The organism is Citrobacter freundii complex sp. CFNIH2 (assembly GCF_002880615.1).
GTDB lineage: Bacteria > Pseudomonadota > Gammaproteobacteria > Enterobacterales > Enterobacteriaceae > Citrobacter_A > Citrobacter_A amalonaticus_F.
Genome location: NZ_CP025757.1, coordinates 3,438,067 through 3,463,249 on the forward strand (window position 1 = coordinate 3,438,067; position 25,183 = coordinate 3,463,249).

A 25,183-nucleotide genomic window follows, 5' to 3' on the forward strand; every position below is an offset into this window, starting at 1 on the left:
TGAAGGTGATGGCAATCAAAAAAGATTACGGGCTGATGTGTACGTCAGCTATTGCTGGTCCGATTCTGCCAGGTCATCTTGGTCCTGGCCCAGGAGCGATAATTCCAACAATGCATATCGGTGCTCAACAAAGTTATGAACGTTGTTAGCCACCGCCAGTTTGAACAATGCCGTAGCGTTGTCCAAATCCCCCAGACTTAGGTAGTACTTACCTAAATAGAAGTTGGTTTCACTGAGATGCTCAGCGAGCGAGGTGTTATCCGTTGCGTCCGCCTTGAGCCTATCCATCAGCGTTGCTTCGCTAATGTTGCCCAGGTAGAACTCGACAATGTTCCATCCCCATTGTTCTTTATCCGATTTCTCGAAGCGCTGTTTCAGCGCGACTTTCGCCTGCTTCTCATCGAGCTTCTGCTCAGCGAGATAAAGCCACAGGCTGCGGAAAGGATCATTGGGATCGTCTTGATAAAACGCCAGCAGATCATCTTGCGCTAACTTGTCGCGACCGCCGTAATACAATGCGATACCGCGATTTAAGTGCGCGTAGTTGTAAGTTGGATCAAGCTCAAGTACAGAATCAAACGCTTCATAGGCAGCATCAAAATTGCCTGCCTGCGTTAAATAAATGCCTAAGTAATTGAATACTTCAGGCATATCAGGTCTGATTGCCAGCGCTTGTGAAAAATCATTTCGCGCTAATGCCCTCAAACCGAGACTATCATACAACACTCCGCGCTCATATAAAAGCTGTGCGCGTTCGTCATCGGTTAAAGCCCGACTGGCAAGAATTTGTTCCATGCGTGCCAGAATCACTTCCTGCTGCAAAGTCGGTTGCAATGGTACTGCGAGGACTTCACTCTTACGCCAGGTGGAGTTACTGCATCCAGCCAGCGTGAGTGCTGTTGCCACGAAACACCAGCGCAAAAAAGGCTTCATTTCCCACTCCCGAAGACAACGATTAATTGAACGTCCTGTTCCCCGGTTGCTAACAAGGCGTCCTGCCAGGTTAAAAGCCCTCCGCAACCGCGGAGGGCAAATGGCAACCTTACTCGCCCTGCTGGCTAGCCGGAGCTTCCGGTGCAGCCGCTGGCTGAGATTGTTCAGTTGCTTCTTTAATGCTCAGACGTACACGGCCCTGGCGATCAACTTCCAGAACTTTAACCGGTACTTCCTGGCCCATCTGCAGGTAATCGGTCACTTTCTCTACGCGCTTATCTGCGATCTGCGAGATGTGTACCAGACCTTCTTTACCGCCGCCGATGGCAACGAACGCACCAAAGTCAACGATACGGGTCACTTTACCGTTGTAGATACGGCCTACTTCGATTTCTGCGGTGATCTCTTCGATACGGCGAATTGCGTATTTCGCTTTTTCACCGTCGGTTGCTGCGATTTTCACGGTACCGTCATCTTCGATTTCGATGGTGGTGCCGGTTTCTTCGGTCAGCGCACGGATAACAGAACCGCCTTTACCGATCACGTCTTTGATTTTGTCCGGGCTGATCTTGATAGTGTGGATACGCGGTGCAAACTGAGAAATGTCGCCGCGTGGCGCATTGATCGCCTGTTCCATCACGCCCAGGATGTGCAGACGCGCACCTTTAGCCTGGTTCAGAGCAACCTGCATGATCTCTTTGGTGATACCTTCAATTTTGATATCCATCTGCAGAGCAGAGATACCGTCACGGGAACCCGCAACTTTGAAGTCCATATCGCCCAGGTGATCTTCGTCGCCCAGGATGTCAGACAGAACAACGTAGTTGTCGCCTTCTTTCACCAGACCCATCGCGATACCCGCAACGGCCGCTTTGATCGGCACGCCTGCGTCCATCAGCGCCAGGGAGGCACCACACACGGAAGCCATGGAAGAAGAACCGTTGGATTCGGTGATTTCAGAAACCACACGAACGGTGTACGGGAATTTATCCAGATCCGGCATCACTGCCAGCACGCCGCGTTTCGCCAGACGACCGTGACCAATTTCACGACGCTTCGGAGAACCTACCATGCCGGTTTCGCCGACGCAGTACGGAGGGAAGTTGTAGTGGAACAGGAAGTTGTCAGTACGCTCGCCCATCAGTTCGTCGAGGTTCTGCGCATCACGGGTGGTACCCAGGGTCGCGGTAACCAGCGCCTGAGTTTCGCCACGGGTGAACAGAGCGGAACCGTGGGTACGCGGCAGTACGCCAGTACGTACGTCCAGACCACGAATCATGTCTTTTTCGCGGCCATCGATACGCGGCTCACCGGCCAGTACGCGGCTACGAACCACGTTTTTCTCGATTGCGTGCAGGATTTCACCCAGTTCGTTAGCGTCCAGGGATTCATCTTCTGCCACCAGCGTCGCGATGGTTTCAGACTTGATCACGTCAACCTGAGCATAACGCTCTTGTTTGTCGGTGATGCGGTAAGCGTCGCTCAGGCGCGCTTCAGCCAGCGCAGCAACGCGCGCGTTCAGCGCTTCGTTGACGGCTTCTGGCTGCCAGTCCCAACGTGGTTTACCGGCTTCTTTCACCAGTTCGTTGATTTCTTTGATAACAACCTGCTGCTGATCGTGACCAAACACGACAGCACCCAGCATCTGGTCTTCGCTCAGCAGTTCTGCTTCGGACTCAACCATCAGCACGGCGGCTTCGGTACCAGCAACCACCAGATCCAGCTTGCTCTCTTTCAGCTCGTCCTGAGTCGGGTTCAGTACGTACTGGTCATTGATATAACCCACACGTGCCGCACCGATTGGGCCGTTAAACGGAATACCAGACAGAGACAGTGCAGCAGAGGCACCGATCATCGCGACGATATCCGGGTTAACCTGCGGGTTAACGGAAACGACGGTGGCGATAACCTGAACTTCGTTCACAAAACCTTCCGGGAACAGCGGGCGAACCGGGCGGTCAATCAGACGCGCGATCAGGGTTTCGCCTTCGCTTGGACGGCCTTCACGACGGAAGAAGCTACCTGGGATACGGCCAGCAGCGTAGGTACGCTCCTGATAGTTAACGGTCAGCGGGAAGAAGTCCTGGCCCGGCTTCGCTTTTTTCTGGCCGACAACGGTCACGAATACCGCAGTGTCATCCATGCTAACCATAACAGCGGCAGTGGCCTGACGGGCCATCATGCCGGTTTCCAGCGTGACGGTATGCTGACCGTACTGGAATTTACGAACGATCGGATTAAGCAAAATAATATCCTTTCAAATTTTTGGCGACACAGACTGAATCGCCGTTAATACCCGATCTTCTGCGCATCCTCGCGACTAATGACAACCCTAACCCATACGAAATTGGGTAAAGCCTCTCATTAGCCGCGCGAACCTCTGCAACGGAAGATCATTCATAGCAACAATACAATAGTTTCCAGTGAATTGCTGCCATCTGCTTGAAAAAAGGGGCCATGAAGGCCCCCTTTTACGAAACTCGCAAGAATTAGCGACGCAGACCCAGACGCTCGATCAGCGCGGTGTAGCGTGCAACATCTTTACGTTTCAGGTAGTCGAGCAGTTTACGACGCTGAGAAACCATGCGCAGCAGACCACGACGGCTGTGGTGATCTTTTTTGTGCTCTGCAAAGTGGCCCTGCAGGTGGTTAATCTGTGCAGTCAACAGAGCAACCTGAACATCGGTAGAACCGGTGTCGTTTGCATCACGACCGAACTCAGAAACGATTTTAGCTGTAGCTTCAGTACTTAGAGACATTTTAAAACTCCAAAGTATTAAGTATGAAAGGACGCCGATCTCTAATTCAGCGTTCCCAGTGTACGCCAGGTGAACTGTTAAAAAATTCACGCGACGTTAAGCGGCAGTATTCTACTCGTAGCGCCTTCTTATCGCAAGACGAACCCGTGCTACGCCGGATACTCCACCACTAATCGGCGAGGAGCCACCCGACCTTCGTCGTCGATCTCGCCCATACCGATAAATTTACCGTCATCACCTTCCGTGACACGGACTAACCCTTCCAGCGGCGCGCCGTTTGTACGAACCGGGTTACCGTTTTTGAAGTAAACCGAAGAGGTTAGCGGCAAATTAACGATAGGGTAGTCCGAAGCTGGACTGTCCATCGGCATCAACAGCGGATCAAGCAGTTGTGCTGCCGGGATCCCCTGTAGCTCCGCCTGTTCGACCATTTCACGCAGACGTTCCAGTGTGACCATACGATCCACCGGATATTTGCTGACCGTCAAACGACGCAGGAAGATTACGTGCGCGCCACATCCCAGTTTCTCACCCAGATCGTCAATAATAGTACGAATATAGGTGCCTTTCGAACAGTGCACTTCCAGCTCCAGTTCATCTCCTTCATGACGGATAAACAGCAGCTCGTAAACGGTAATCGGTCGGGCTTCACGCGGCACTTCAATGCCCTGGCGCGCGTACTCGTACAGTTTTTTGCCCTGATACTTCAGCGCCGAATACATCGACGGCACCTGCTCGATATCACCGCGGAACGTGTCCAGCGCGGCAGCCAATTGCTCAGGGGTGAAGGTGACCGGGCGCTCCTGCACGATTTGCCCATCGGCATCGGACGTGTCTGTACGCTGTCCCAGACGGGCAATCACCCGATAACGCTTGTCAGAATCCAGCAGATACTGCGAAAACTTGGTCGCTTCCCCGAGGCAAATCGGCAGCATGCCGGTCGCTAACGGATCCAGCGCTCCGGTATGCCCGGCGCGGTTGGCGTTATAGATGCGTTTGACTTTTTGCAGTACGTCATTGCTGGACATGCCCTGCGGCTTATCCAGCAGCAGGACACCATGAATGTCGCGACCACGACGACGAGGACGACTCATTAGTCCTCCTTGCTGTCGTCCGGGTTTACACGACGTTCTTCGTCATGTTTAACCACGTTGGTCACCAGGTTGGACATGCGCATCCCTTCCACCAGCGAGTTATCGTAGAAGAAGGTCAGTTCCGGCACGATACGCAGACGCATCGCTTTACCCAGCAGGCTACGGATGAAACCGGACGCTTCCTGTAACGCTTTGATGCCCGCCTTGATAGCGTCTTCATCTTTGTCATTCAGGAAGGTGACATACACTTTGGCATACGCCAGATCGCGTGACATTTCGACACCGGAAACGGTGGTCATCATGCCCAGACGCGGGTCTTTAATTTCGCGCTGCAGGATGATTGCGATTTCTTTTTGCATCTCCTGTCCCACGCGCTGCGGGCGACCGAATTCTTTCGCCATAATAAATTCTCCAGACAAAAAAGGGGCCTTGAGCCCCTTTTAAAAATTATTGCCGGGTGGCGCTTCGCTTCCCCGGCCTACGCAAAACCATCTTCTAAGTATTTCGGGTTGCAACAAGGCGGCAAGGGCGTGAATCCCCGGGAGCATAGATAACTATGTGACCGGGGTGAACGCACGTAGCCAACGCAGTGGCGGCCCGAAAGACGACGAAGATTATGCGATCGTACGCTGAATCTCGATGATCTCGAACACTTCGATCATATCGCCAACGCGAACGTCGTTGTAGTTCTTCACGCCGATACCACATTCCATGCCGTTACGGACTTCGTTAACGTCATCTTTGAAGCGGCGCAGGGATTCCAGCTCGCCTTCATAGATAACCACGTTGTCACGCAGGACGCGGATTGGGTTGTGACGTTTGATCGTCCCTTCGGTAACCATACAGCCCGCGATGGCACCAAATTTCGGTGATTTAAACACATCACGAACTTCAGCCAGACCGATGATCTGCTGTTTCAGTTCCGGAGACAGCATACCGCTCATCGCCGCTTTCACTTCGTCGATCAGGTTATAGATGACGGAGTAGTAGCGCAGATCCAGGCTTTCTGCTTCGATCACTTTACGTGCAGAGGCATCAGCACGGACGTTGAAGCCAACCAGAATCGCGTTGGACGCCGCAGCCAGGGTCGCGTCGGTTTCGGTGATACCACCGACACCAGAACCGATGATCTTCACTTTCACTTCGTCGGTAGACAGTTTCAGCAAGGAGTCGGAGATCGCTTCCACAGAGCCCTGAACGTCGGCCTTCAGCACGATGTTCACTTCGTGAACTTCGCCTTCGGTCATGTTGGCGAACATGTTCTCGAGTTTGGATTTCTGCTGACGCGCCAGTTTCACTTCACGGAATTTGCCCTGACGATACAGCGCAACTTCACGTGCTTTCTTCTCGTCACGTACCACAGTGACTTCGTCACCGGCAGCCGGAACACCAGACAGACCCAGGATTTCCACTGGAATGGACGGACCCGCTTCCAGTACTTCCTGACCCAGTTCGTTACGCATCGCACGAACGCGACCGTATTCGAAGCCGCACAGTACGATATCGCCTTTGTGCAGCGTACCTTCACGCACCAGTACGGTAGCAACCGGACCACGACCTTTATCCAGGAAGGATTCGATAACCGCACCGCTCGCCATCCCTTTACGGACCGCTTTCAGTTCGAGAACTTCGGCCTGCAGCAGGATCGCATCCAGCAGTTCGTCGATACCGGTACCTGCTTTTGCAGAAACGTGGACGAACTGGCTCTCACCGCCCCACTCTTCCGGCAGAATGCCGTACTGGGACAGTTCGTTTTTAACGCGATCCGGATCGGCTTCCGGCTTATCGATTTTGTTCACCGCCACCACAACCGGCACACCCGCCGCTTTCGCGTGCTGAATAGCTTCGATGGTCTGCGGCATCACGCCGTCATCTGCTGCAACAACCAGAACCACGATATCCGTTGCCTGCGCACCACGAGCACGCATGGAGGTAAACGCGGCGTGACCCGGGGTGTCCAGGAAGGTGATCATACCGTTGTCGGTTTCAACGTGGTAAGCACCGATGTGCTGGGTAATGCCGCCCGCTTCGCCAGAGGCCACTTTCGTTGAACGAATGTAGTCCAGCAGAGACGTTTTACCGTGATCAACGTGACCCATGATGGTCACAACCGGTGCGCGCGGTTCAGCCGCAGCACCCGTATCACGGTCGCTCATTACGGCTTCTTCCAGCTCGTTCTCACGACGCAGGATAACTTTGTGTCCCATCTCTTCGGCAACCAGCTGTGCGGTTTCCTGGTCGATCACCTGGTTGATGGTCGCCATTGCACCCAGCTTCATCATCGCTTTGATGACCTGAGAGCCTTTAACCGCCATCTTGTTCGCCAGATCGCCAACGGTGATGGTTTCGCCAATCACAACGTCACGGTTAACGGCCTGAGCTGGCTTCTGGAAGCCCTGCTGCAGTGCGGAACCTTTACGCTGTTTGCCGCCTTTACCACCGCGAACCGCGGCACGCGCTTCTTCACGGTCAGCTTTGGATTCAGCGTGTTTATTGCCTTTCTTCGCCGGACGCGCCGCTTTCGTGTTGCGACCACGGCCACGGCCGCCTTCCACTTCACGATCGTTTTCGTCTTCGGCCTGGCGAGCGTGCTGAGAAGTGGTGACATGATAATCGCTCTTATCTTCTTCCACTTTTTCCTGCTCAGCCCACACGCCTGCATTCTCTTCCGCCATACGGCGAGCTTCTTCCGCTACGCGGCGCGCTTCTTCTTCAAGCTTGCGACGTGCTTCTTCTTCCGCTTTACGCTTCAGCTCTGCAGCTTCATTCTCACGGCGGGCTTTCTCGGCCTGGGCGGTTTTGGTCATATCGTCAGTCTGTTGATTGCTCACTTTGTCTTTTTCCGCAGCTTCGCGTTTCGCTTTATCAGCGGCGTCACGCTTAGCTTGTTCTGCGGCCTCACGGTCAGCTTTTTGTTGCGCCTCGCGTTTGGCCATTTCTTCTGCCTCACGACGGGCCTGCTCTTCCGCTTCACGCTGCGCTTGCTCTTCCGCGGCAAGGCGTTCGGCCTCTTGCGGATCACGTTTCACAAAGGTGCGCTTCTTGCGGACTTCGATTTGTACCGATTTGCTTTTTCCACCGGTACCTGGAATGTTCAGGGTGCTGCGCGTTTTACGCTGCAGCGTCAGCTTATCCGGGCCAGAACCATTTTCACGGTTCAGGTGCGCCAGTAAAGTCTGTTTTTCTTGTGCGGACACAGAGTCATCAGCAGACTTCGGGATACCGGCATCAGCAAATTGCTGTACCAGGCGATCCACGGAGGTCTGTATCTCTGCGGCCAGCGCTTTTACGGTTACATCTGTCATGCTGTTCCTTCCTGCTACAGTTTATTACGCTTCGTCGCCGAACCAGCAAATATTACGGGCAGCCATAATCAGCTCACCGGCTTTTTCGTCGGTCAACCCTTCGATATCAGCCAGATCATCAATGCCCTGTTCGGCGAGATCTTCCAGCGTACAAACACCACGGGCAGCCAGTTTGAAGGCCATATCGCGATCTAATCCTTCCAGATTCAGCAGATCGTCAGCCGGCTTGTTATCACCGAGGCTTTCTTCCTGGGCCAGTGCCAGAGTGGTCAGTGCGTTTTTAGCACGCTCGCGCAATGCTTCAACGGTTGGCTCATCAAGGCCATCGATTTCCAGCAGTTCTTTCATTGGCACGTAGGCCAGTTCTTCCAGGGTTGCGAACCCTTCTTCAACCAGAACAGTGGCGAACTCTTCATCAATATCGAGATATTTGGTGAAGGTATCGATCGCGGCATGTGCTTCAGCCTGATGTTTAGCCTGGAGGTCATCAACGGTCATCACGTTGAGTTCCCAGCCGCTTAATTGTGAAGCCAGGCGGACGTTCTGACCATTACGTCCAATTGCTTGCGCCAGGTTACCGGCTTCAACGGCGATATCCATGGTGTGTTTATCTTCATCCACCACGATAGACGCAACGTCAGCAGGCGCCATAGCGTTAATCACGAACTGCGCCGGGTTATCATCCCACAGGACGATATCGATGCGCTCGCCGCCCAGCTCGGTCGAAACCGCCTGAACGCGTGCGCCACGCATACCGACACACGCGCCGACCGGGTCGATACGCTTGTCGTTGGTTTTCACCGCGATTTTCGCACGGGAACCCGGATCGCGAGCGGCTGCTTTAATTTCAATCACTTCTTCGCCAATTTCCGGCACTTCAATGCGGAACAGTTCGATCAGCATTTCCGGCTTGGAGCGCGTCACGAACAGCTGTGCGCCACGTGCTTCCGGGCGAACAGAGTAAAGAACGCCACGAATACGGTCGCCAGGGCGGAAGTTTTCGCGCGGCAGCATATCTTCACGCAGGATCACAGCTTCAGCATTGCTGCCCAGATCCAAAGAGATGTTGTCGCGGTTCACTTTCTTCACCACGCCGGTGATGATTTCACCTTCGTGTTCACGGAACTGATCGACAACCATCGCGCGTTCAGCTTCACGAACTTTCTGTACGATAACCTGTTTTGCGGTCTGGGTAGTGATACGGTCAAAGGTCACAGATTCAATCTGATCTTCAACGTAATCGCCCAGGTTCAGGCTTTCGTCTTCAAAACGCGCGGCTTCCAGCGTGATTTCTTTCGTCGGCTGGGTCACTTCTTCAACAATCACCCAACGACGGAAAGTGTCAAAATCACCGCTTTTACGATCGATTTCTACGCGAACGTCAATCTCTTGTTCATATTTTTTCTTTGTCGCTGTAGCCAGCGCACTTTCCAACGCTTCAAAAATTTTCTCGCGTGGCAGCGCCTTTTCATTGGATACGGCTTCAACAACAGCCAAAATTTCTTTGTTCATCGCGGGCTTTTCACCTCATCCAGACTGTTAAAAGTGGGGAACCAGGTTCGCCTTCTGGATATTACTCAGCGCGAACACTTCATCTTTTCCTTCGACTGTGACGGTGATCATTTCACCATCTACCGCTTTGATAACGCCCTGCCATTTACGGCGATTCTGTACCGCCATGCGGAGTACCAGCGAAACTTCTTCACCCAGGAAACGCACATAGTGTTCAGCAGTGAACATTGGGCGGTCGAGACCCGGTGAGGAGACTTCCAGGTTGTAAGCCACAGTAATAGGATCTTCGACGTCCAGAACTGCGCTCACCTGGTGGCTCACATCAGCACAATCATCAACATTGATGCCATCTTCACTATCAATATAGATGCGCAGTGTGGATGTGCGACCGCGAATAAATTCGATGCCGACCAGCTCGTAACCTAAGGCTTCAACTGGCGCTGTAATCATCTCTGTTAATTTTTGCTCTAATGTGGACAAGCCCACCCCCAAGACATAAAAAAAGGGCCTAAAGCCCAGTTATTCTGTAGTCAGATAACAAAAAACCCCGATAAATCGGGGCTTTAGATAACTGAACCCTATAACCGCAACTGCGGTCTGGAGAACCTTCCGAAAGAATTTTTTTCAAATCCAGCTACGAAGGCCATAGTCTTCACAGTATATTTGAAAAAGAACTCTAAGGGAAAGTGGTTGCGGGGGCCGGATTTGAACCGACGACCTTCGGGTTATGAGCCCGACGAGCTACCAGGCTGCTCCACCCCGCGCCTGAAACGTGGCAAATTTTACTCGTTTTGGGTAAAAGATGCAAATACTGCTGGGATTTGGTACCGAGGACGGGACGTAAAATCTGCGCGTATTATATTGATTACCCCCCCATTGTGTCAACCTTGTTAACGACATAACCTGACACGCCGTCATCAGCGTAATTTGCGGAAAAAAACACGAAACTCTTCCTGTCTCCGTAAAAAGATGATTAAATGAAAACTCATTTATTTTGCATAAAAATGCACTGAGAGCAGAAAGCCGATCTCACCTTCAGTCTATCAAGCAGGGTTTTATTTTATGACGACGATTCTCAAGCATCTCCCGGTAGGTCAACGTATTGGTATCGCTTTTTCCGGCGGCCTGGACACCAGCGCGGCACTGCTGTGGATGCGACAAAAAGGGGCTGTCCCATATGCATATACTGCGAACCTGGGTCAGCCAGACGAGGAGGACTATGATGAGATCCCTCGTCGTGCAATGGAATACGGTGCAGAGAACGCTCGACTGATCGACTGCCGTAAACAACTGGTTGCTGAAGGTATCGCCTCGATTCAGTGCGGTGCATTCCATAACACCACTGGCGGGCTCACCTATTTCAATACCACGCCGCTGGGTCGTGCAGTCACCGGCACCATGCTGGTTGCAGCGATGAAAGAAGATGGCGTCAATATCTGGGGCGACGGCAGCACCTATAAAGGAAACGACATCGAGCGTTTCTATCGCTATGGCCTGCTGACAAACGCTGAATTGCAGATTTACAAACCGTGGCTGGATACGGATTTTATCGATGAACTGGGCGGCCGTCATGAGATGTCTGAGTTTATGATCGCCTGCGGTTTCGACTACAAAATGTCCGTCGAAAAAGCCTACTCCACGGACTCCAACATGCTCGGCGCGACGCACGAAGCCAAAGACCTCGAGTTTCTGAATTCCAGCGTCAAGATCGTCAACCCAATCATGGGCGTGAAGTTCTGGGATGAGAACGTGAAGATCGCGGCGGAAGAAGTCACCGTTCGTTTCGAACAGGGTCATCCGGTCGCGCTGAACGGTAAGACCTTCAGTGACGATGTGGAAATGATGCTGGAAGCGAACCGCATCGGCGGTCGTCACGGTCTGGGAATGAGCGACCAGATTGAAAACCGTATTATTGAAGCCAAAAGCCGTGGTATTTACGAAGCCCCTGGGATGGCGCTGCTGCATATCGCCTATGAGCGTCTGCTGACGGGTATCCACAACGAAGACACCATCGAGCAGTATCACGCCCACGGCCGTCAGTTAGGTCGTCTGCTCTATCAGGGCCGTTGGTTCGATTCTCAGGCGCTGATGTTGCGTGATGGTCTGCAACGTTGGGTCGCCAGCCAGATTACCGGTGAAGTGACGCTGGAACTGCGTCGCGGCAACGACTATTCGATCCTCAATACCGTGTCCGACAACCTGACCTATAAGCCAGAGCGTCTGACAATGGAGAAAGGTGACTCCGTGTTCTCACCGGACGATCGTATTGGGCAGTTGACCATGCGTAACCTGGATATCACCGATACCCGCGAGAAGCTGTTCGGCTATGCGCAGTCTGGTCTGCTGACCGCCTCTTCCGCAACCGGCCTACCACAGGTTGAGAATCTGGAAAATAAAGCGAAATAAATATTCATCATCTTAAGGCCGCGAAAGCGGCCTTTTTTATGCGCGGAATATAGGGCGTCTGTAGATCGGATAAGGCGTTTACGCCGCCATCCGACATTATCACAACGCCTGATGGCGCTACGCTTATCAGGCCTACACAGGACAGCCACAAATGACAGGCGAAAAAAAAGACGCTTTTCAGCGTCTTTCTTTCGGAATATTGGTACTGAGGATGGGACTCGAACCCACAAGCCCGTTAGGGCACTACCACCTCAAGGTAGCGTGTCTACCAATTCCACCACCTCAGCACGGATACTACGATTACTGTGGGATATCGCTGGTCGGCTTAGCCGGAGCAGCTGGCTGAGGCTGTTCGGTTTTCGCCGGCGCACTCAGATTTTCCCACTCACTTCCTTTATTGGTTTTGTTGCTGTTGATATTGCCCAGCACCAGACTGATGATAAAGAACAATGTCGCCAGCACAGCCGTCATACGGGTCATGAAGTTACCAGAACCACTTGAACCAAACAGCGTAGCGGAAGCGCCTGCTCCGAAGGAGGCTCCCATATCAGCGCCTTTACCTTGCTGCAGCATGATCAAGCCCACAAGGCCAATTGCCACAATAAGGAAAACTACCAAAAGAGCTTCGTACATAATCAACCTGTTCCTTGCGGAGTTGCCGCATACCAATGCTTCTAACCAATAACGCGGGATATTTTACTGTTTCCCACTGAAGCGGGTGTGAATACTAACCAAAGCGAATGACCTTCGCAAGGGCAATTTTAGTGCATTGTATCAACTGCGGAAAAAAACAGCAAAAGCCGGTTTTCCCTTTAATAAAAAGGCAGCAAACGCCGCCTTTTTATGCAGTTAAGTCTGTCTTACACCGCTTTGACCGCATCCGCGATGCGATGGGCGAACTCGGTCACCTGGGCTTCGTCTTCGCCTTCAACCATCACGCGGATTAACGGCTCAGTGCCCGATTTACGCAGCAGTACTCGCCCACGACTTCCCAGTGCGGATTCCACGTCCGCGGTCACGGCTTTCACCGTTTCATTTTCCAGCGGATCGCCGCTGCCGGCGGTGTAACGCACATTCACCAGAATCTGCGGGAACATTTTCATGCCGCTGCACAGATCGTGAAGGCTCATGTGGTTACGCACCATCGCAGCCACCACCTGCAGACCGGCAACAATGCCATCACCGGTGGTGGTTTTATCCAGCAGAATGACGTGACCAGAGTTTTCCGCGCCGATACGCCAGCCTTTTTCCTGCATTTTTTCCAGCACGTAGCGGTCACCGACTTTCGCACGGGTAAACGGAATGCCGAGTTGCTTGAGCGCCAGTTCCAGACCCATGTTGCTCATCAGCGTCCCGACCGCGCCACCGCGCAGTTGTCCCTGACGCAGGGCTTCACGGGCGATGATATACATGATCTGATCGCCATCGACTTTATTGCCTTCATGGTCAACCATGATCACGCGGTCGCCGTCGCCATCCAGCGCGATACCCAGATCGGCTTTTTCCGCGAGCACGCGGGCCTGCAAGGCACGCACATCGGTGGCGCCGACTTCTTCGTTAATATTCACGCCATTTGGCTCACAGCCAATGGTAATCACCTTCGCACCCAGTTCACGCAGCACGTTAGGCGCAATGTGATAGGTTGCTCCATTGGCGCAATCCACCACAATTTTAAGTTCATTCAGGCTCAACTCGTTCGGGAATGTGCCTTTGCAAAATTCAATGTAACGCCCCGCTGCGTCAACGATGCGGCTGGCTTTACCGAGCTCAGCGGAGTCCACACAGGTGATCTCTTTTTCCATCTCCGCTTCAATGGCTTCTTCGACGGCGTCGGGCAGCTTGGTACCGTCGATGGAGAAGAATTTAATACCGTTGTCGTAGAAGGGGTTATGCGATGCGGAGATCACAATCCCGGCTTCGGCGCGGAAAGTACGCGTCAGGTAAGCAACCGCAGGCGTCGGCATTGGTCCTGTAAACGAGGCGGACAACCCTGCCGCCGCCAGGCCCGCTTCAAGCGCTGACTCCAGCATGTAACCGGAAATTCGGGTGTCTTTGCCGATGATGATTTTACGCGAGCCGTGGCGCGCCAGGACTTTACCGGCCGCCCAGCCCAACTTCAGTACAAAATCAGGCGTAATCGGCGCATCGCCCACGCGACCACGGATCCCATCAGTGCCAAAATATTTACGGTTACTCATAGCGTTTGTTTTCCTTTGCGGACAATGTGGCTTCCACCACACGCATCGCTTCTACGGTTTCTTTGACGTCATGGACACGAATGATCTGCGCCCCCTGCATAGCAGCAATGACCGCACAGGCAAGGCTACCGCTCAGACGCTCTGATGGACCCACATTGAGCAGTTGGCCCACCATCGATTTACGTGACATTCCCACCAGCAGCGGCAGGTTAAAATGGTGAAATTCAGCCAGTCGCGCCAGTAATGTATAGTTATGGGAGAGATTTTTACCGAAACCGAATCCCGGGTCGAGCAACAATTTCTCTTTTGCGATGCCAGCCCTTTCACAACGTGCTATTTGCTCAATAAAGTAGCGATTTACATCCGCAAACACGTCCTCATATTTGGGTGCTTCCTGCATGGTCTTCGGCTGTCCCTGCATATGCATCAGACAAACCGGCAAACCGGTTTCTGCCGCTGCCTCCAGCGCGCCGGGTTCAGAGAGCGAGCGAATATCGTTAATGATGTGAGCGCCCACTCTTGCTGATTCGCGGATCACTTCAGGCTTTGAGGTATCCACCGAAATCCAGACTTCAAAACGTTGGGCAATCGCCTCAACCACCGGGATAACACGCGCCAGTTCCTCTTCCACACTCACATCCGCCGCACCGGGGCGCGTAGACTCACCGCCGACATCAATGATGGTCGCCCCGGCATTAATCATCAGATTGGCATGTTTAACCGCCTCAATCAGCGTGTTATGCGTTCCACCATCTGAGAAGGAATCCGGCGTGACGTTAAGGATCCCCATCACATGAGGATGGCTAAGATCCAGTGAAGTGCCCTGGGCATAGAGTTTCATGGTGTTATCCCTGGTATAAATTGATAAGAAAAAACCCCGGAGCAAGCACCAGGGTTTTCAATAAAACGCAGTCATCAACAACGGTAACTTATTTGTCGCCTAACTGCTCTGACATGGTATTACCTGGGTTCGGCGTGCGCGGTTCATCAACCGGGCGCGGCGCACGAGGTGTGCCATTGTTGTCAGAATTGTTAGAGCCCGGTTCTTCCCAACCAGCTGGCGGGCGAACATCGCGGCGAGCCATCAGGTCATCAATCTGCGGCGCATCGATGGTCTCATATTTCATGAGCGCATCTTTCATGGCGTGCAGGATGTCCATGTTGTCATTCAGGAGCTGACGCGCACGATTGTAGTTACGCTCAATCAGCGCTTTCACTTCCTGGTCGATGATACGCGCGGTTTCATCGGACATATGTTTCGCTTTTGCAACGCTACGACCGAGGAATACTTCGCCCTCTTCTTCCGCGTACAACAGCGGACCGAGTTTGTCGGAGAAGCCCCACTGGGTCACCATGTTACGCGCCAGGTTAGTTGCAACCTTAATGTCGTTCGACGCACCGGTAGAAACATGTTCAACACCGTAGATGATCTCTTCTGCCAGACGACCGCCGTACAGCGTGGAGATCTGACTTTCCAGCTTCTGACGGCTGGCGCTGATCGCGTCGCCTTCAGGCAGGAAGAAGGTCACACCCAGCGCACGACCGCGCGGGATAATCGTCACTTTATGCACCGGATCGTGTTCCGGTACCAGGCGACCGATAATCGCGTGGCCTGCTTCGTGGTACGCGGTCGATTCTTTCTGCGCTTCCGTCATCACCATGGAGCGACGTTCCGCACCCATCATGATTTTGTCTTTCGCTTTCTCGAACTCAACCATCGACACGACGCGCTTGTTGCCACGAGCAGCAAACAATGCCGCTTCGTTCACCAGGTTCGCCAGGTCCGCACCGGAGAAGCCCGGCGTACCACGGGCAATGATTGCCGCGTCGATATCCGGCGCCAGCGGTACGCGACGCATATGCACTTTCAGGATCTGTTCACGACCACGCACATCCGGCAAGCCGACCACAACCTGACGGTCGAAACGGCCTGGACGCAGCAGCGCAGGGTCAAGAACGTCTGGACGGTTAGTTGCCGCGATAACGATGATACCCTCGTTACCTTCGAAACCATCCATCTCAACCAGCATCTGGTTCAGGGTCTGTTCACGTTCATCATGACCACCACCCAGACCTGCGCCACGCTGGCGACCTACAGCATCGATTTCATCGATGAAGATAATACACGGTGCTGCTTTCTTGGCCTGTTCGAACATGTCACGCACACGAGATGCACCGACACCGACGAACATTTCCACGAAGTCAGAACCTGAAATCGTAAAGAATGGAACCTTCGCTTCACCTGCAATGGCTTTCGCCAGCAAGGTTTTACCAGTACCCGGAGGACCGACCATCAGGACGCCTTTCGGGATTTTACCGCCCAGTTTCTGGAAGCGGCTCGGCTCGCGCAGGTATTCGACCAGTTCCGCTACCTCTTCTTTCGCTTCGTCACAGCCTGCGACGTCGGCAAAAGTGGTTTTGATCTGATCTTCCGTCAGCATGCGCGCTTTGCTCTTACCGAACGACATGGCGCCTTTGCCACCACCGCCCTGCATCTGACGCATAAAGAAGATCCAGACGCCGATCAACAGCAGCATTGGGAACCAGGAAATGAAGATGGAAGCCAGCAGGCTCGGTTCTTCTGGTGGTTCACCCACAACCTTGACGTTCTTAGTCAGCAGGTTATCAAGCAGCTTCGGATCGTTTACCGGAATGTAAGTCGTGTAACGGTTACTATCTTTCTTGGTAACGTTAATCTCACGTCCGTTGATACGTGCTTCACGAACCTGGTCGTTGTTGACCTCTTGCAGGAAGGTAGAGTAATCCACCTTACGGCCATTAGACTCGCTGGGCCCAAAGCTCTGGAATACTGACATCAGCACAACGGCAATGACCAGCCAGAGTATTAGGTTTTTCGCCATGTCACTCAAGGGATTAACCTCTTATTACAACTGTGTTAAAAACAGCGTCAGGATACTCTATATCCAGCGTCTTTCAAACTTTCGTCTGAAATCGACCAGTTATGGTTTACGCCCGGTCGCTACAATATACACTTCACGCGAACGTGCGCGAGAAGAGTCCGGCTTACGAACTTTCACCTTCGTAAACAGGGAGCGAATTTCCCTTAGGTACTCATCGAAACCTTCGCCCTGGAACACCTTCACTACAAAACTGCCACCTGGCGCTAGCACATCACGACACATTTCTAACGCCAGTTCCACCAGATACATGGCACGGGGGATATCCACCGCCGGTGTTCCGCTCATGTTTGGTGCCATATCTGACATGACAACCTGGACTTTACTGTCACCCACGCGTTCCAGCAGCGCTTTCATGACAAGTTCATCACGAAAATCGCCCTGAAGAAAGTCCACACCAACGATAGGATCCATAGGTAAAAGATCACAAGCGATGATACGGCCTTTGCCGCCAATCTGCGAGACCACATACTGTGACCAGCCTCCTGGCGCAGCACCGAGATCGACTACTGTCATCCCCGGCTTAAAAAGTTTGTCACTTTGCTGTATTTCATCAAGTTTAAACCAGGCACGGGAACGCAACCCCTTTTTCTGTGCCTCTTGAACATATTTATCGCTAAAGTGTTCCTGAAGCCAGCGACTCGAGCTGGCAGAACGCTTCTTACCTGTCATTTAACTTTCCCATCGGGGCAGAACATCGTTGCCATACGGCGTAAATTTCCACGCACTATTTGGCGATATATGGGAGATGGCGGTAGAATGACCCGTTTTCAATCCCAACGTAAGCAAAAATATACGATGAATCTGAGTACTAAACAAAAACAGCACCTGAAAGGTCTGGCACATCCGCTCAAGCCGGTCGTTATGCTTGGCAATAATGGTTTGACCGAAGGGGTACTGGCCGAGATTGAACAAGCGTTAGAGCACCATGAACTTATCAAGGTGAAAGTCGCGTCTGAAGATCGCGAAACAAAAACCTTGATCGTGGACGCTATCGTGCGCGAAACCGGCGCCTGTAATGTACAGGTCATCGGTAAAATGCTGGTGCTTTATCGCCCGAGTAAAGAACGCAAAATCTCGCTGCCACGCTAAGAATATCCTAAAGTCGAACACAAAACCTGTGTAAAACGAGGGATTTCCCGCAAGCAGGAGAGCAAAATGCCACGCTCTCTTCGTTGATAAAAGGCCGCTATGCGGCCTTTTTCCTTTCTTTACAATACATCAACATCTTGAGCACTTACAGGTATTCTACCTTAGTGACTTCATATTCCACTTCACCGCCCGGCGTTTTGATCACCACGACGTCATCCTGTTCTTTGCCAATCAGACCGCGTGCAATTGGCGAGTTGACGGAAATCAGGTTCTGTTTGAAGTCCGCTTCGTCATCGCCCACGATACGCCAGGTCTGCTCTTCGTCGTTATCAAGGTTCAGAACGGTGACCGTCGCGCCAAAGACAACGCGACCGTTATTCGGCATTTTGGTGACATCGATGACCTGTGCATTCGACAGCTTCGCTTCGATGTCTTTGATACGACCTTCACAGAACCCCTGCTGTTCACGCGCCGCGTGATATTCCGCATTCTCTTTCAGATCGCCATGCTCACGCGCTTCGGCAATAGAGGCGATAATTTCAGGGCGGCGCACAGATTTCAGAAAATCCAGCTCTTCGCGTAATTTTTCTGCACCACGTAAGGTCATCGGAATCGCTTGCATTGGTTATACCTCTTGAACATTCCTGTAGGGGGCGACGCTGTGCCCCGGCTGTTAAGCCTGCCCCGGTATGGCGTCATACCCGGGCCAGAAGCAAAAAAATACCGACCCGGACGCAAGGTCCAGGTCAGCTACAATTCTTAATTTGATACGTATTTTACCCTGGAGTTCCCTATGGGTCATCGTTTACTTTCCAGGGCATTGCGCCGTAGTATGACGGCTTGTTTCCAGGTTGTTAGCGCGAGATTATGCGATTTTCCAGATTTATCATCGGATTGACCACCAGTGTAGCGTTCAGCGTCCAGGCCGCGAACGTTGACGAGTACATCAACCAGCTCCCTGCCGGAGCCAACCTTGCCCTCATGGTTCAGAAGGTCGGCGCCCCGACTCCCGCAATTGATTATCATAGTCAGCAAATGGCACTTCCTGCCAGTACGCAGAAAGTGATTACCGCGCTGGCGGCCTTAATTCAGCTTGGCCCTGACTTCCGCTTTACGACCACGCTGGAGACCAAAGGTAGCGTTGATGCGGGCGTTCTCAAAGGTGACTTAGTGGCGCGATTTGGTGCCGATCCGACGCTAAAAAGACAGGATATTCGGAATATGGTAGCGAACCTGAAAAAATCAGGCGTCACGCAAATCACCGGAAATGTCCTGATTGATACCTCTGTTTTTGCCAGTCACGATAAAGCGCCGGGATGGCCCTGGAACGACATGACCCAGTGCTTCAGCGCGCCGCCTGCGGCCGCCATTGTCGATCGAAACTGCTTCTCGATTTCGCTCTACAGCGCGCAAAAAGCGAACGATTTGGCCTATATTCGCGTGGCGTCTTACTACCCGGTCACGATGTTCAGCCAGGTTCGCACCCTCGCGCGCGGCTCTGCGGAGGCGCAATATTGTGAGCTGGACGTGGTGCCGGGCGATTTAAACCGCTTCACGTTGACCGGGTGTCTGCCGCAGCGTGCCGACCCTCTGCCGCTGGCATTTGCCATTCAGGACGGCGCCAGCTATGCCGGGGCGATCCTGAAAGATGAGCTCAAACAGGCCGGTATCACCTACAGCGGAACGTTATTACGCCAGACGCAGGTCAATGAGCCAGGCACCATTGTGGCAAGCAAGCAGTCTGCGCCGCTGCACGATCTGCTTAAGATTATGCTGAAAAAGTCGGACAACATGATTGCCGATACCGTCTTCCGGATGATTGGTCACGCACGGTTTAATGTACCGGGAACGTGGCGTGCGGGCTCCGATGCCGTGCGGCAAATCCTGCGTCAGCAAGCAGGGGTCGATATTGGCAACACGATTATTGCCGATGGCTCCGGCCTGTCGCGCCATAACCTGATTGCCCCCGCTACCATGATGCAGGTACTGCAATACATCGCACAGCACGACAACGAGCTGAACTTCATCTCAATGCTGCCGCTGGCGGGCTATGACGGCTCTCTGCAGTACCGTGCGGGTCTGCATCAGGCGGGCGTCGACGGTAAGGTCTCAGCGAAAACGGGGTCATTGCAGGGGGTATACAACCTGGCGGGCTTTATTACCACCGTAAGCGGGCAACGGATGGCGTTTGTACAATATCTGTCGGGTTATGCGGTAGAACCTGCCGATCAACGTAACCGCCGCATTCCGCTGGTTCGCTTTGAAAGCCGATTGTACAAAGATATCTATCAGAATAACTGAGTCAGCAGAAACAAAAACCCCGGCAACATGCCGGGGTTTTCTTGAGATTAACGCTTATAGATGAACTCGACGCCTTCTTCGTCGTCTTCGTCCCAGTCGTCATCCCAGTCGTCCTCTGCTTCTTCTTCCACTTCTGCGATTTGCTGGCGATGATAATCATCCCACATGAACTCGACTTTCTCTGGCTGCTTCTCTTCTTCCGCCTGAGTAATCGGGTTCTCGATGATAAAGGTCATCACATCCCAGCAGAGATCTTTCACGCCCAGTTGGCTGGCGGCAGAGATCAGATAGTACTTATCTTCCCAGCCCAGCGCCTGCGCGATAGCTTTGGCTTTCTCTTCCGCTTCGGCTTTGTCCAGCAAATCGATCTTGTTGAACACTAACCAGCGCGGTTTGGCTGCCAGATCCTGACTGTATTTTTCCAGCTCGCCGATGATGATGCGCGCATTCTCAACCGGATCGGAACCGTCGATCGGATCGATATCGATGAGGTGCAGCAGTACGCGGCAACGCTCAAGGTGTTTCAGGAAGCGGATGCCCAGACCAGCACCTTCCGCAGCGCCTTCAATCAGCCCTGGAATGTCCGCGACCACGAAGCTCTTCTCGTTATCCATACGGACAACGCCGAGGCTCGGCACCAGCGTGGTAAACGGATAATCCGCCACTTTAGGCTTCGCCGCAGAGACCGCTCGGATAAAGGTCGATTTACCGGCATTTGGCATCCCCAGCATGCCCACATCCGCCAGCAGCATCAGCTCCAGCAGCAGGTCACGCTTGTCACCCGGCGTCCCCATTGTTTTCTGCCGCGGCGTACGGTTGACGGAGGATTTAAAGCGGGTGTTACCCAGACCGTGCCAGCCGCCTTTTGCGACCATCAGACGCTGACCGTGTTTGGTCATGTCGCCCATGGTTTCGCCCGTGCCCTGGTCGATCACACGCGTCCCTACCGGCACTTTAATGGTGACATCTTTCCCGCGTTTACCGGTGCAGTCACGGCTGGCGCCATTCTGACCTCGCTCTGCGCGAAAAGATTTCTCAAAACGGTAGTCGATCAGGGTGTTCAGGTTTTCGTCTGCTTCCATCCAGACGTCGCCACCATCACCGCCATCGCCGCCGTCCGGACCGCCTTTCGGGATATATTTCTCACGGCGGAAGCTTACGCAACCATTACCGCCATCGCCTGCAACGACCAGAATCGTTGCTTCATCAACAAACTTCATTTTACTCTCCGTAAATCATTCGCCTGAGCGGGGCTGCGATACCACCGATTCATGCTTACGTAATCCGCCCCAAATACGATGACCAATGGCGGAGTACATCGCGCCCGCAACCACGACAAACGCACCGAGATAACCGAGAAGGTTTAACATCGGTCTGGCGAAGAAATCGGGCCAGGCCATAGATAAAAGATCTGAAAATAACAGCGTAAACAGCGGGGTGAGCGTGATTAATGCGCTCACCTGCGCTGCCTGCCATCGCGCCATCGCTTCCGCCAGGGCGCCATATCCTACCAGTGTATTCAGCCCACAGAAAATTAAACAGGCTAGCTGCCAGTCACTGAGCTGAGCTATCACGCCGGGCTGCGCCAGCGGCAATAGCGCTATCGTACATAAAGTGTACAGTAAAAACAGAATCTGCGGTGATGCCAGACGCCGCAATAACACCTTTTGCGCGACACCATAGCTTACCCAGACCGTAGCCGCACCGACGCCAAAAATGACACCCCAGGTGTAATCGGTCAGCCTGGTAAAAATTTCGATCAGACTGGTATTGAAGAACATCACCAGTCCGCACAACAGCATTATCGCGCCGACAATCTGCGTACCGCGCATTTTCTCTTTAAGGATAAATACGCTCGCGACCATCATGCCCACCGGCGACAGTTGGCCGATCACCTGCGAAGCCGTTGGGCTTAAATACTGCAGGGAAGAGCTGAACAGGATGAAGTTGCCAAAGAGCCCACCGGTAGCAATCGCCAACAGGACCAGCCAACGCGGCTTGCGAAAAATGCGCAGCGGCGGAAGCTTACGCTTCGCGGCCAGAATCGCCCCGAGGCCAACACTGGCGATTAAAAAACGGTAAAAAACGATGGTAGGAGGCTCCATCACCTCCAGCACCTGCTTCATAGCAATTGGCAAAGCCCCCAACACACCGCCGTTGTGAGCGCCAAAAGAATACCAATGCCAGCCTGCTGCTTCATGCCCGTTTTCCCTGCAAGGGCTCGTTATCCGGTGCAAAACGGTTTCACGAGCATATTTACCGGTCGTCGAATGTAAAAAGCCCCGCAACAGGTTGCGGGGCTTTTATCCGTTACCGGACCACGAAAAACTTACTCAGCAACGATGCTGATGTATTTACGGTTGTTCGGGCCTTTAACTTCAAATTTCACTTTACCGTCTGCTTTAGCAAACAGAGTGTGGTCACGACCGCAACCTACGTTAGTGCCAGCGTGGAACTTGGTACCACGTTGACGAACGATGATGCTACCCGCCAGAACGGATTCGCCACCGAAACGCTTAACGCCCAGGCGTTTAGCTTCTGAATCGCGACCGTTACGAGTTGAGCCGCCAGCCTTTTTATGTGCCATTTAAATCTCTCCTCAGGTCTTAGGCGCTGATGCCAGTAATTTTCACATCAGTGAACCACTGACGATGGCCCTGCTGCTTACGATAGTGTTTACGACGACGAAACTTAACGATTTTAACTTTCTCGCCACGACCGTGAGCAACAACTTCAGCTTTGATAACGCCGCCATCAACGAAAGGAACGCCGATTTTGACTTCTTCACCGTTTGCGATCATCAGAACTTCAGCGAATTCAATAGATTCGCCAGTTGCGATGTCCAGCTTTTCCAGGCGAACGGTCTGACCTTCGCTTACTCGGTGTTGTTTACCACCACTTTGGAAAACCGCGTACATAAAAAACTCCGCTTCCGCGCACACCTTTTCAATGATTCAGAGTGCGCTATAAATATTCACAATAGGGCGCGAATATTACGCAAAACGTGAGCCTTTGACAAGTGCTACAGTCAATACATGAAGAAAAAAAACACAACGTGTATGGTAACGTTTATCTGCGGCGTTTTTTCAGTACAATCAGCATATATTTCTAACCCTAAACCCTAAGTTACCTTGCCGCATGATGAGGTAAACGGGGCGAAAAGCCCGGCTTTTGCGATGAATTTAGAAAAAATCAATGAGTTAACCGCGCAAGATATGGCGGGTGTCAATGCGACAATCCTTGAACAGCTTAATTCCGACGTCCAACTGATCAATCAGTTGGGCTATTACATTGTGAGCGGTGGCGGTAAACGCATTCGCCCGATGATTGCCGTACTCGCGGCGCGCGCCGTTGGCTATCAGGGAAATGCCCATGTCACGATCGCGGCATTGATCGAATTTATCCACACCGCCACCCTGCTTCATGACGATGTGGTGGATGAATCCGATATGCGCCGGGGTAAAGCCACGGCTAACGCCGCGTTTGGCAATGCCGCCAGCGTGCTGGTTGGCGATTTTATCTATACCCGAGCTTTCCAGATGATGACCAGCCTCGGCTCGCTGAAGGTGCTGGAAGTGATGTCTGAAGCCGTGAACGTCATTGCTGAAGGTGAAGTCCTGCAGTTAATGAACGTTAACGACCCGGACATTACGGAAGAAAGCTATATGCGCGTGATCTACAGTAAAACAGCGCGTCTGTTTGAAGCGGCGGCGCAGTGTTCCGGTCTCCTCGCGGGCTGTAGTGAAGCCGAGGAAAAAGGACTGCAGGATTATGGTCGCTATCTGGGCACTGCATTCCAGTTGATTGACGATCTGCTGGACTATAACGCCGACGGCGAACAGCTCGGTAAAAATGTCGGTGATGACCTGAACGAAGGCAAACCGACGTTACCGCTGCTGCATGCGATGCGTAACGGCACGCCAGAGCAGGCGCAAATGATTCGCCATGCGATCGAGCAAGGCAATGGCCGACACCTCCTGGAGCCCGTGCTGGAAGCGATGAACGCCTGCGGCTCACTGGAGTGGACACGCCAGCGTGCGGAAGAAGAGGCTGACAAAGCCATCGCTGCGCTGCAAGTGCTGCCGGATTCCCAATGGCGCGAAGCGTTGATCGGCCTGGCACATATCGCCGTCCAGCGCGACCGTTAATAACGATGGAATCATCCCGCTGCTCTGCGCGGGATGATTCATAAAAGCTCTAATAAAACCCACGCAATCTCTCTACTCCACTGCAAATAAAGCAAAAACTCTTAATAAATTCTGAATATTCAAACTCTTTACTCGAACATATTAGAACGACAATTCTCTGAGCGTATAGTGTCTTCTGCAAATTGATTGTGTCAATCAACGATGAATGACCATAAACGAGGGGATAAATGGAGAGCAAACTCATTGACTGGCATCCGGCAGATATCATTGCTGGATTACGTAAAAGAGGGACATCAATGGCTGCCGAGTCGCGCAGAAATGGATTAAGTTCCTCCACGCTGGCAAACGCCTTAACCCGACCGTGGCCGAAAGGCGAGCTGATCATTGCGAAAGCGCTCGGAACGGATCCCTGGGTGATCTGGCCTTCACGTTACCATGACGCGAAAACCCATGCGTTTATCGACAGAACGCGCATGATGCGGGCGGCACGTCGTGACAAGCAGGATGTAGAGTAAGG

The 25,183-nt window shown here is 52.8% G+C and carries 22 protein-coding genes, 2 tRNA genes and 1 pseudogene; 5 read left to right on the forward strand and 20 right to left on the reverse strand.

All coding sequences use genetic code 11. From position 1 onward, the window contains the following. Nucleotides 1-48 precede the first annotated feature (48 nt). The 9 genes from nlpI to WM46_RS16785 all read right to left on the reverse strand — a co-directional run bounded on the left by nlpI (nucleotide 49) and on the right by WM46_RS16785 (nucleotide 10,367). A complete protein-coding gene (gene nlpI, locus WM46_RS16740) occupies nucleotides 49-933 on the reverse strand; it encodes a lipoprotein NlpI (protein WP_042998280.1) in 885 nt (294 codons plus the stop codon). Between the two features lie 109 nt (nucleotides 934-1,042). Next, the gene (gene pnp, locus WM46_RS16745) at nucleotides 1,043-3,178 is read right to left on the reverse strand and encodes a polyribonucleotide nucleotidyltransferase (RefSeq protein WP_061076189.1); all 2,136 of its coding nucleotides are present in this window, start codon (nucleotides 3,176-3,178) and stop codon (nucleotides 1,043-1,045) included. 244 nt (nucleotides 3,179-3,422) lie between these two features. Further along, complete coding sequence (gene rpsO, locus WM46_RS16750) at nucleotides 3,423-3,692, reverse strand: 30S ribosomal protein S15 (RefSeq protein ID WP_000059465.1); 270 nt, start codon at nucleotides 3,690-3,692, stop codon at nucleotides 3,423-3,425. 149 nt (nucleotides 3,693-3,841) lie between these two features. Then, entirely contained in the window at nucleotides 3,842-4,786 is a 945-nt protein-coding gene (truB, locus tag WM46_RS16755; protein ID WP_102602867.1) for a tRNA pseudouridine(55) synthase TruB, read from the reverse strand. Continuing rightward, entirely contained in the window at nucleotides 4,786-5,187 is a 402-nt protein-coding gene (gene rbfA / locus WM46_RS16760; protein ID WP_042998283.1) for a 30S ribosome-binding factor RbfA, read from the reverse strand. The genes truB and rbfA overlap by 1 nt, the downstream gene beginning before the upstream one ends. A gap of 213 nt (nucleotides 5,188-5,400) precedes the next feature. Further along, on the reverse strand, nucleotides 5,401-8,091 hold the full coding sequence (gene infB, locus WM46_RS16770; protein ID WP_102602869.1) for a translation initiation factor IF-2: 2,691 nt from the start codon (nucleotides 8,089-8,091) through the stop codon (nucleotides 5,401-5,403). A gap of 24 nt (nucleotides 8,092-8,115) precedes the next feature. Further along, nucleotides 8,116-9,603, reverse strand: coding sequence for a transcription termination factor NusA (gene nusA, locus WM46_RS16775; RefSeq protein WP_042325113.1), 1,488 nt, complete (start codon nucleotides 9,601-9,603; stop codon nucleotides 8,116-8,118). Nucleotides 9,604-9,630: 27 nt separating this feature from the next. Beyond that, nucleotides 9,631-10,083, reverse strand: a complete 453-nt coding sequence (gene rimP, locus WM46_RS16780; protein ID WP_043001756.1) for a ribosome maturation factor RimP — start codon at nucleotides 10,081-10,083, stop codon at nucleotides 9,631-9,633. 207 nt (nucleotides 10,084-10,290) lie between these two features. Then, nucleotides 10,291-10,367, reverse strand: a tRNA-Met gene (locus WM46_RS16785). Between the two features lie 298 nt (nucleotides 10,368-10,665). On the opposite strand from WM46_RS16785, the gene argG reads away from it, so the two are divergent. Then, nucleotides 10,666-12,009 (forward strand): argininosuccinate synthase, encoded by a 1,344-nt coding sequence (gene argG / locus WM46_RS16790; RefSeq protein ID WP_102602870.1) that lies wholly within the window; start codon nucleotides 10,666-10,668, stop codon nucleotides 12,007-12,009. 200 nt (nucleotides 12,010-12,209) lie between these two features. Here argG and WM46_RS16795 read toward each other — a convergent pair. From WM46_RS16795 to rlmE, 6 genes are all read right to left on the reverse strand, one after another. Continuing rightward, nucleotides 12,210-12,296: transfer RNA gene (locus WM46_RS16795), tRNA-Leu, on the reverse strand. A gap of 13 nt (nucleotides 12,297-12,309) precedes the next feature. After that, a complete protein-coding gene (secG, locus tag WM46_RS16800) occupies nucleotides 12,310-12,642 on the reverse strand; it encodes a preprotein translocase subunit SecG (protein ID WP_042325094.1) in 333 nt (110 codons plus the stop codon). Between the two features lie 227 nt (nucleotides 12,643-12,869). Then, nucleotides 12,870-14,207, reverse strand: coding sequence for a phosphoglucosamine mutase (gene glmM / locus WM46_RS16805; protein WP_102602871.1), 1,338 nt, complete (start codon nucleotides 14,205-14,207; stop codon nucleotides 12,870-12,872). Beyond that, nucleotides 14,200-15,048 carry a dihydropteroate synthase gene (gene folP, locus WM46_RS16810; RefSeq protein WP_061076185.1) on the reverse strand — a complete coding sequence of 283 codons (849 nt, stop codon included), beginning with the start codon at nucleotides 15,046-15,048 and terminating at the stop codon, nucleotides 14,200-14,202. The genes glmM and folP overlap by 8 nt, the downstream gene beginning before the upstream one ends. Nucleotides 15,049-15,136: 88 nt before the next feature. Continuing rightward, the gene (gene ftsH, locus WM46_RS16815) at nucleotides 15,137-17,068 is read right to left on the reverse strand and encodes an ATP-dependent zinc metalloprotease FtsH (RefSeq protein ID WP_042325087.1); all 1,932 of its coding nucleotides are present in this window, start codon (nucleotides 17,066-17,068) and stop codon (nucleotides 15,137-15,139) included. A gap of 99 nt (nucleotides 17,069-17,167) precedes the next feature. Beyond that, nucleotides 17,168-17,797 carry a 23S rRNA (uridine(2552)-2'-O)-methyltransferase RlmE gene (gene rlmE, locus WM46_RS16820; protein ID WP_042291855.1) on the reverse strand — a complete coding sequence of 210 codons (630 nt, stop codon included), beginning with the start codon at nucleotides 17,795-17,797 and terminating at the stop codon, nucleotides 17,168-17,170. A gap of 126 nt (nucleotides 17,798-17,923) precedes the next feature. Between rlmE and yhbY the strand changes: the two genes are divergently transcribed. Continuing rightward, complete coding sequence (yhbY, locus tag WM46_RS16825; protein WP_041686369.1) at nucleotides 17,924-18,217, forward strand: ribosome assembly RNA-binding protein YhbY; 294 nt, start codon at nucleotides 17,924-17,926, stop codon at nucleotides 18,215-18,217. 145 nt (nucleotides 18,218-18,362) lie between these two features. On the opposite strand, the gene greA is transcribed toward yhbY, so the two are convergent. Beyond that, nucleotides 18,363-18,839, reverse strand: a complete 477-nt coding sequence (greA, locus tag WM46_RS16830; RefSeq protein ID WP_042325084.1) for a transcription elongation factor GreA — start codon at nucleotides 18,837-18,839, stop codon at nucleotides 18,363-18,365. Between the two features lie 245 nt (nucleotides 18,840-19,084). Between greA and dacB the strand changes: the two genes are divergently transcribed. Beyond that, complete coding sequence (dacB, locus tag WM46_RS16835; RefSeq protein ID WP_102602872.1) at nucleotides 19,085-20,518, forward strand: serine-type D-Ala-D-Ala carboxypeptidase; 1,434 nt, start codon at nucleotides 19,085-19,087, stop codon at nucleotides 20,516-20,518. A gap of 47 nt (nucleotides 20,519-20,565) precedes the next feature. Here dacB and cgtA read toward each other — a convergent pair whose 3' ends face one another. From cgtA to rplU, 4 genes and pseudogenes are all read right to left on the reverse strand, one after another. Next, nucleotides 20,566-21,738 carry an Obg family GTPase CgtA gene (gene cgtA / locus WM46_RS16840; protein WP_061076183.1) on the reverse strand — a complete coding sequence of 391 codons (1,173 nt, stop codon included), beginning with the start codon at nucleotides 21,736-21,738 and terminating at the stop codon, nucleotides 20,566-20,568. Nucleotides 21,739-21,753: 15 nt separating this feature from the next. Next, nucleotides 21,754-22,718 (reverse strand): annotated as a pseudogene (locus WM46_RS16845) (DMT family transporter). Between the two features lie 129 nt (nucleotides 22,719-22,847). Further along, the gene (gene rpmA, locus WM46_RS16850) at nucleotides 22,848-23,105 is read right to left on the reverse strand and encodes a 50S ribosomal protein L27 (RefSeq protein WP_003861831.1); all 258 of its coding nucleotides are present in this window, start codon (nucleotides 23,103-23,105) and stop codon (nucleotides 22,848-22,850) included. Between the two features lie 19 nt (nucleotides 23,106-23,124). Next, the gene (gene rplU, locus WM46_RS16855; RefSeq protein ID WP_042325074.1) at nucleotides 23,125-23,436 is read right to left on the reverse strand and encodes a 50S ribosomal protein L21; all 312 of its coding nucleotides are present in this window, start codon (nucleotides 23,434-23,436) and stop codon (nucleotides 23,125-23,127) included. Nucleotides 23,437-23,694: 258 nt separating this feature from the next. On the opposite strand from rplU, the gene ispB reads away from it, so the two are divergent. Further along, entirely contained in the window at nucleotides 23,695-24,666 is a 972-nt protein-coding gene (ispB, locus tag WM46_RS16860; protein WP_102602873.1) for an octaprenyl diphosphate synthase, read from the forward strand. A 227-nt stretch (nucleotides 24,667-24,893) separates the two neighbouring features. Continuing rightward, the gene (sfsB, locus tag WM46_RS16865) at nucleotides 24,894-25,181 is read left to right on the forward strand and encodes a DNA-binding transcriptional regulator SfsB (RefSeq protein ID WP_061076180.1); all 288 of its coding nucleotides are present in this window, start codon (nucleotides 24,894-24,896) and stop codon (nucleotides 25,179-25,181) included. Nucleotides 25,182-25,183: the final 2 nt, after the last annotated feature.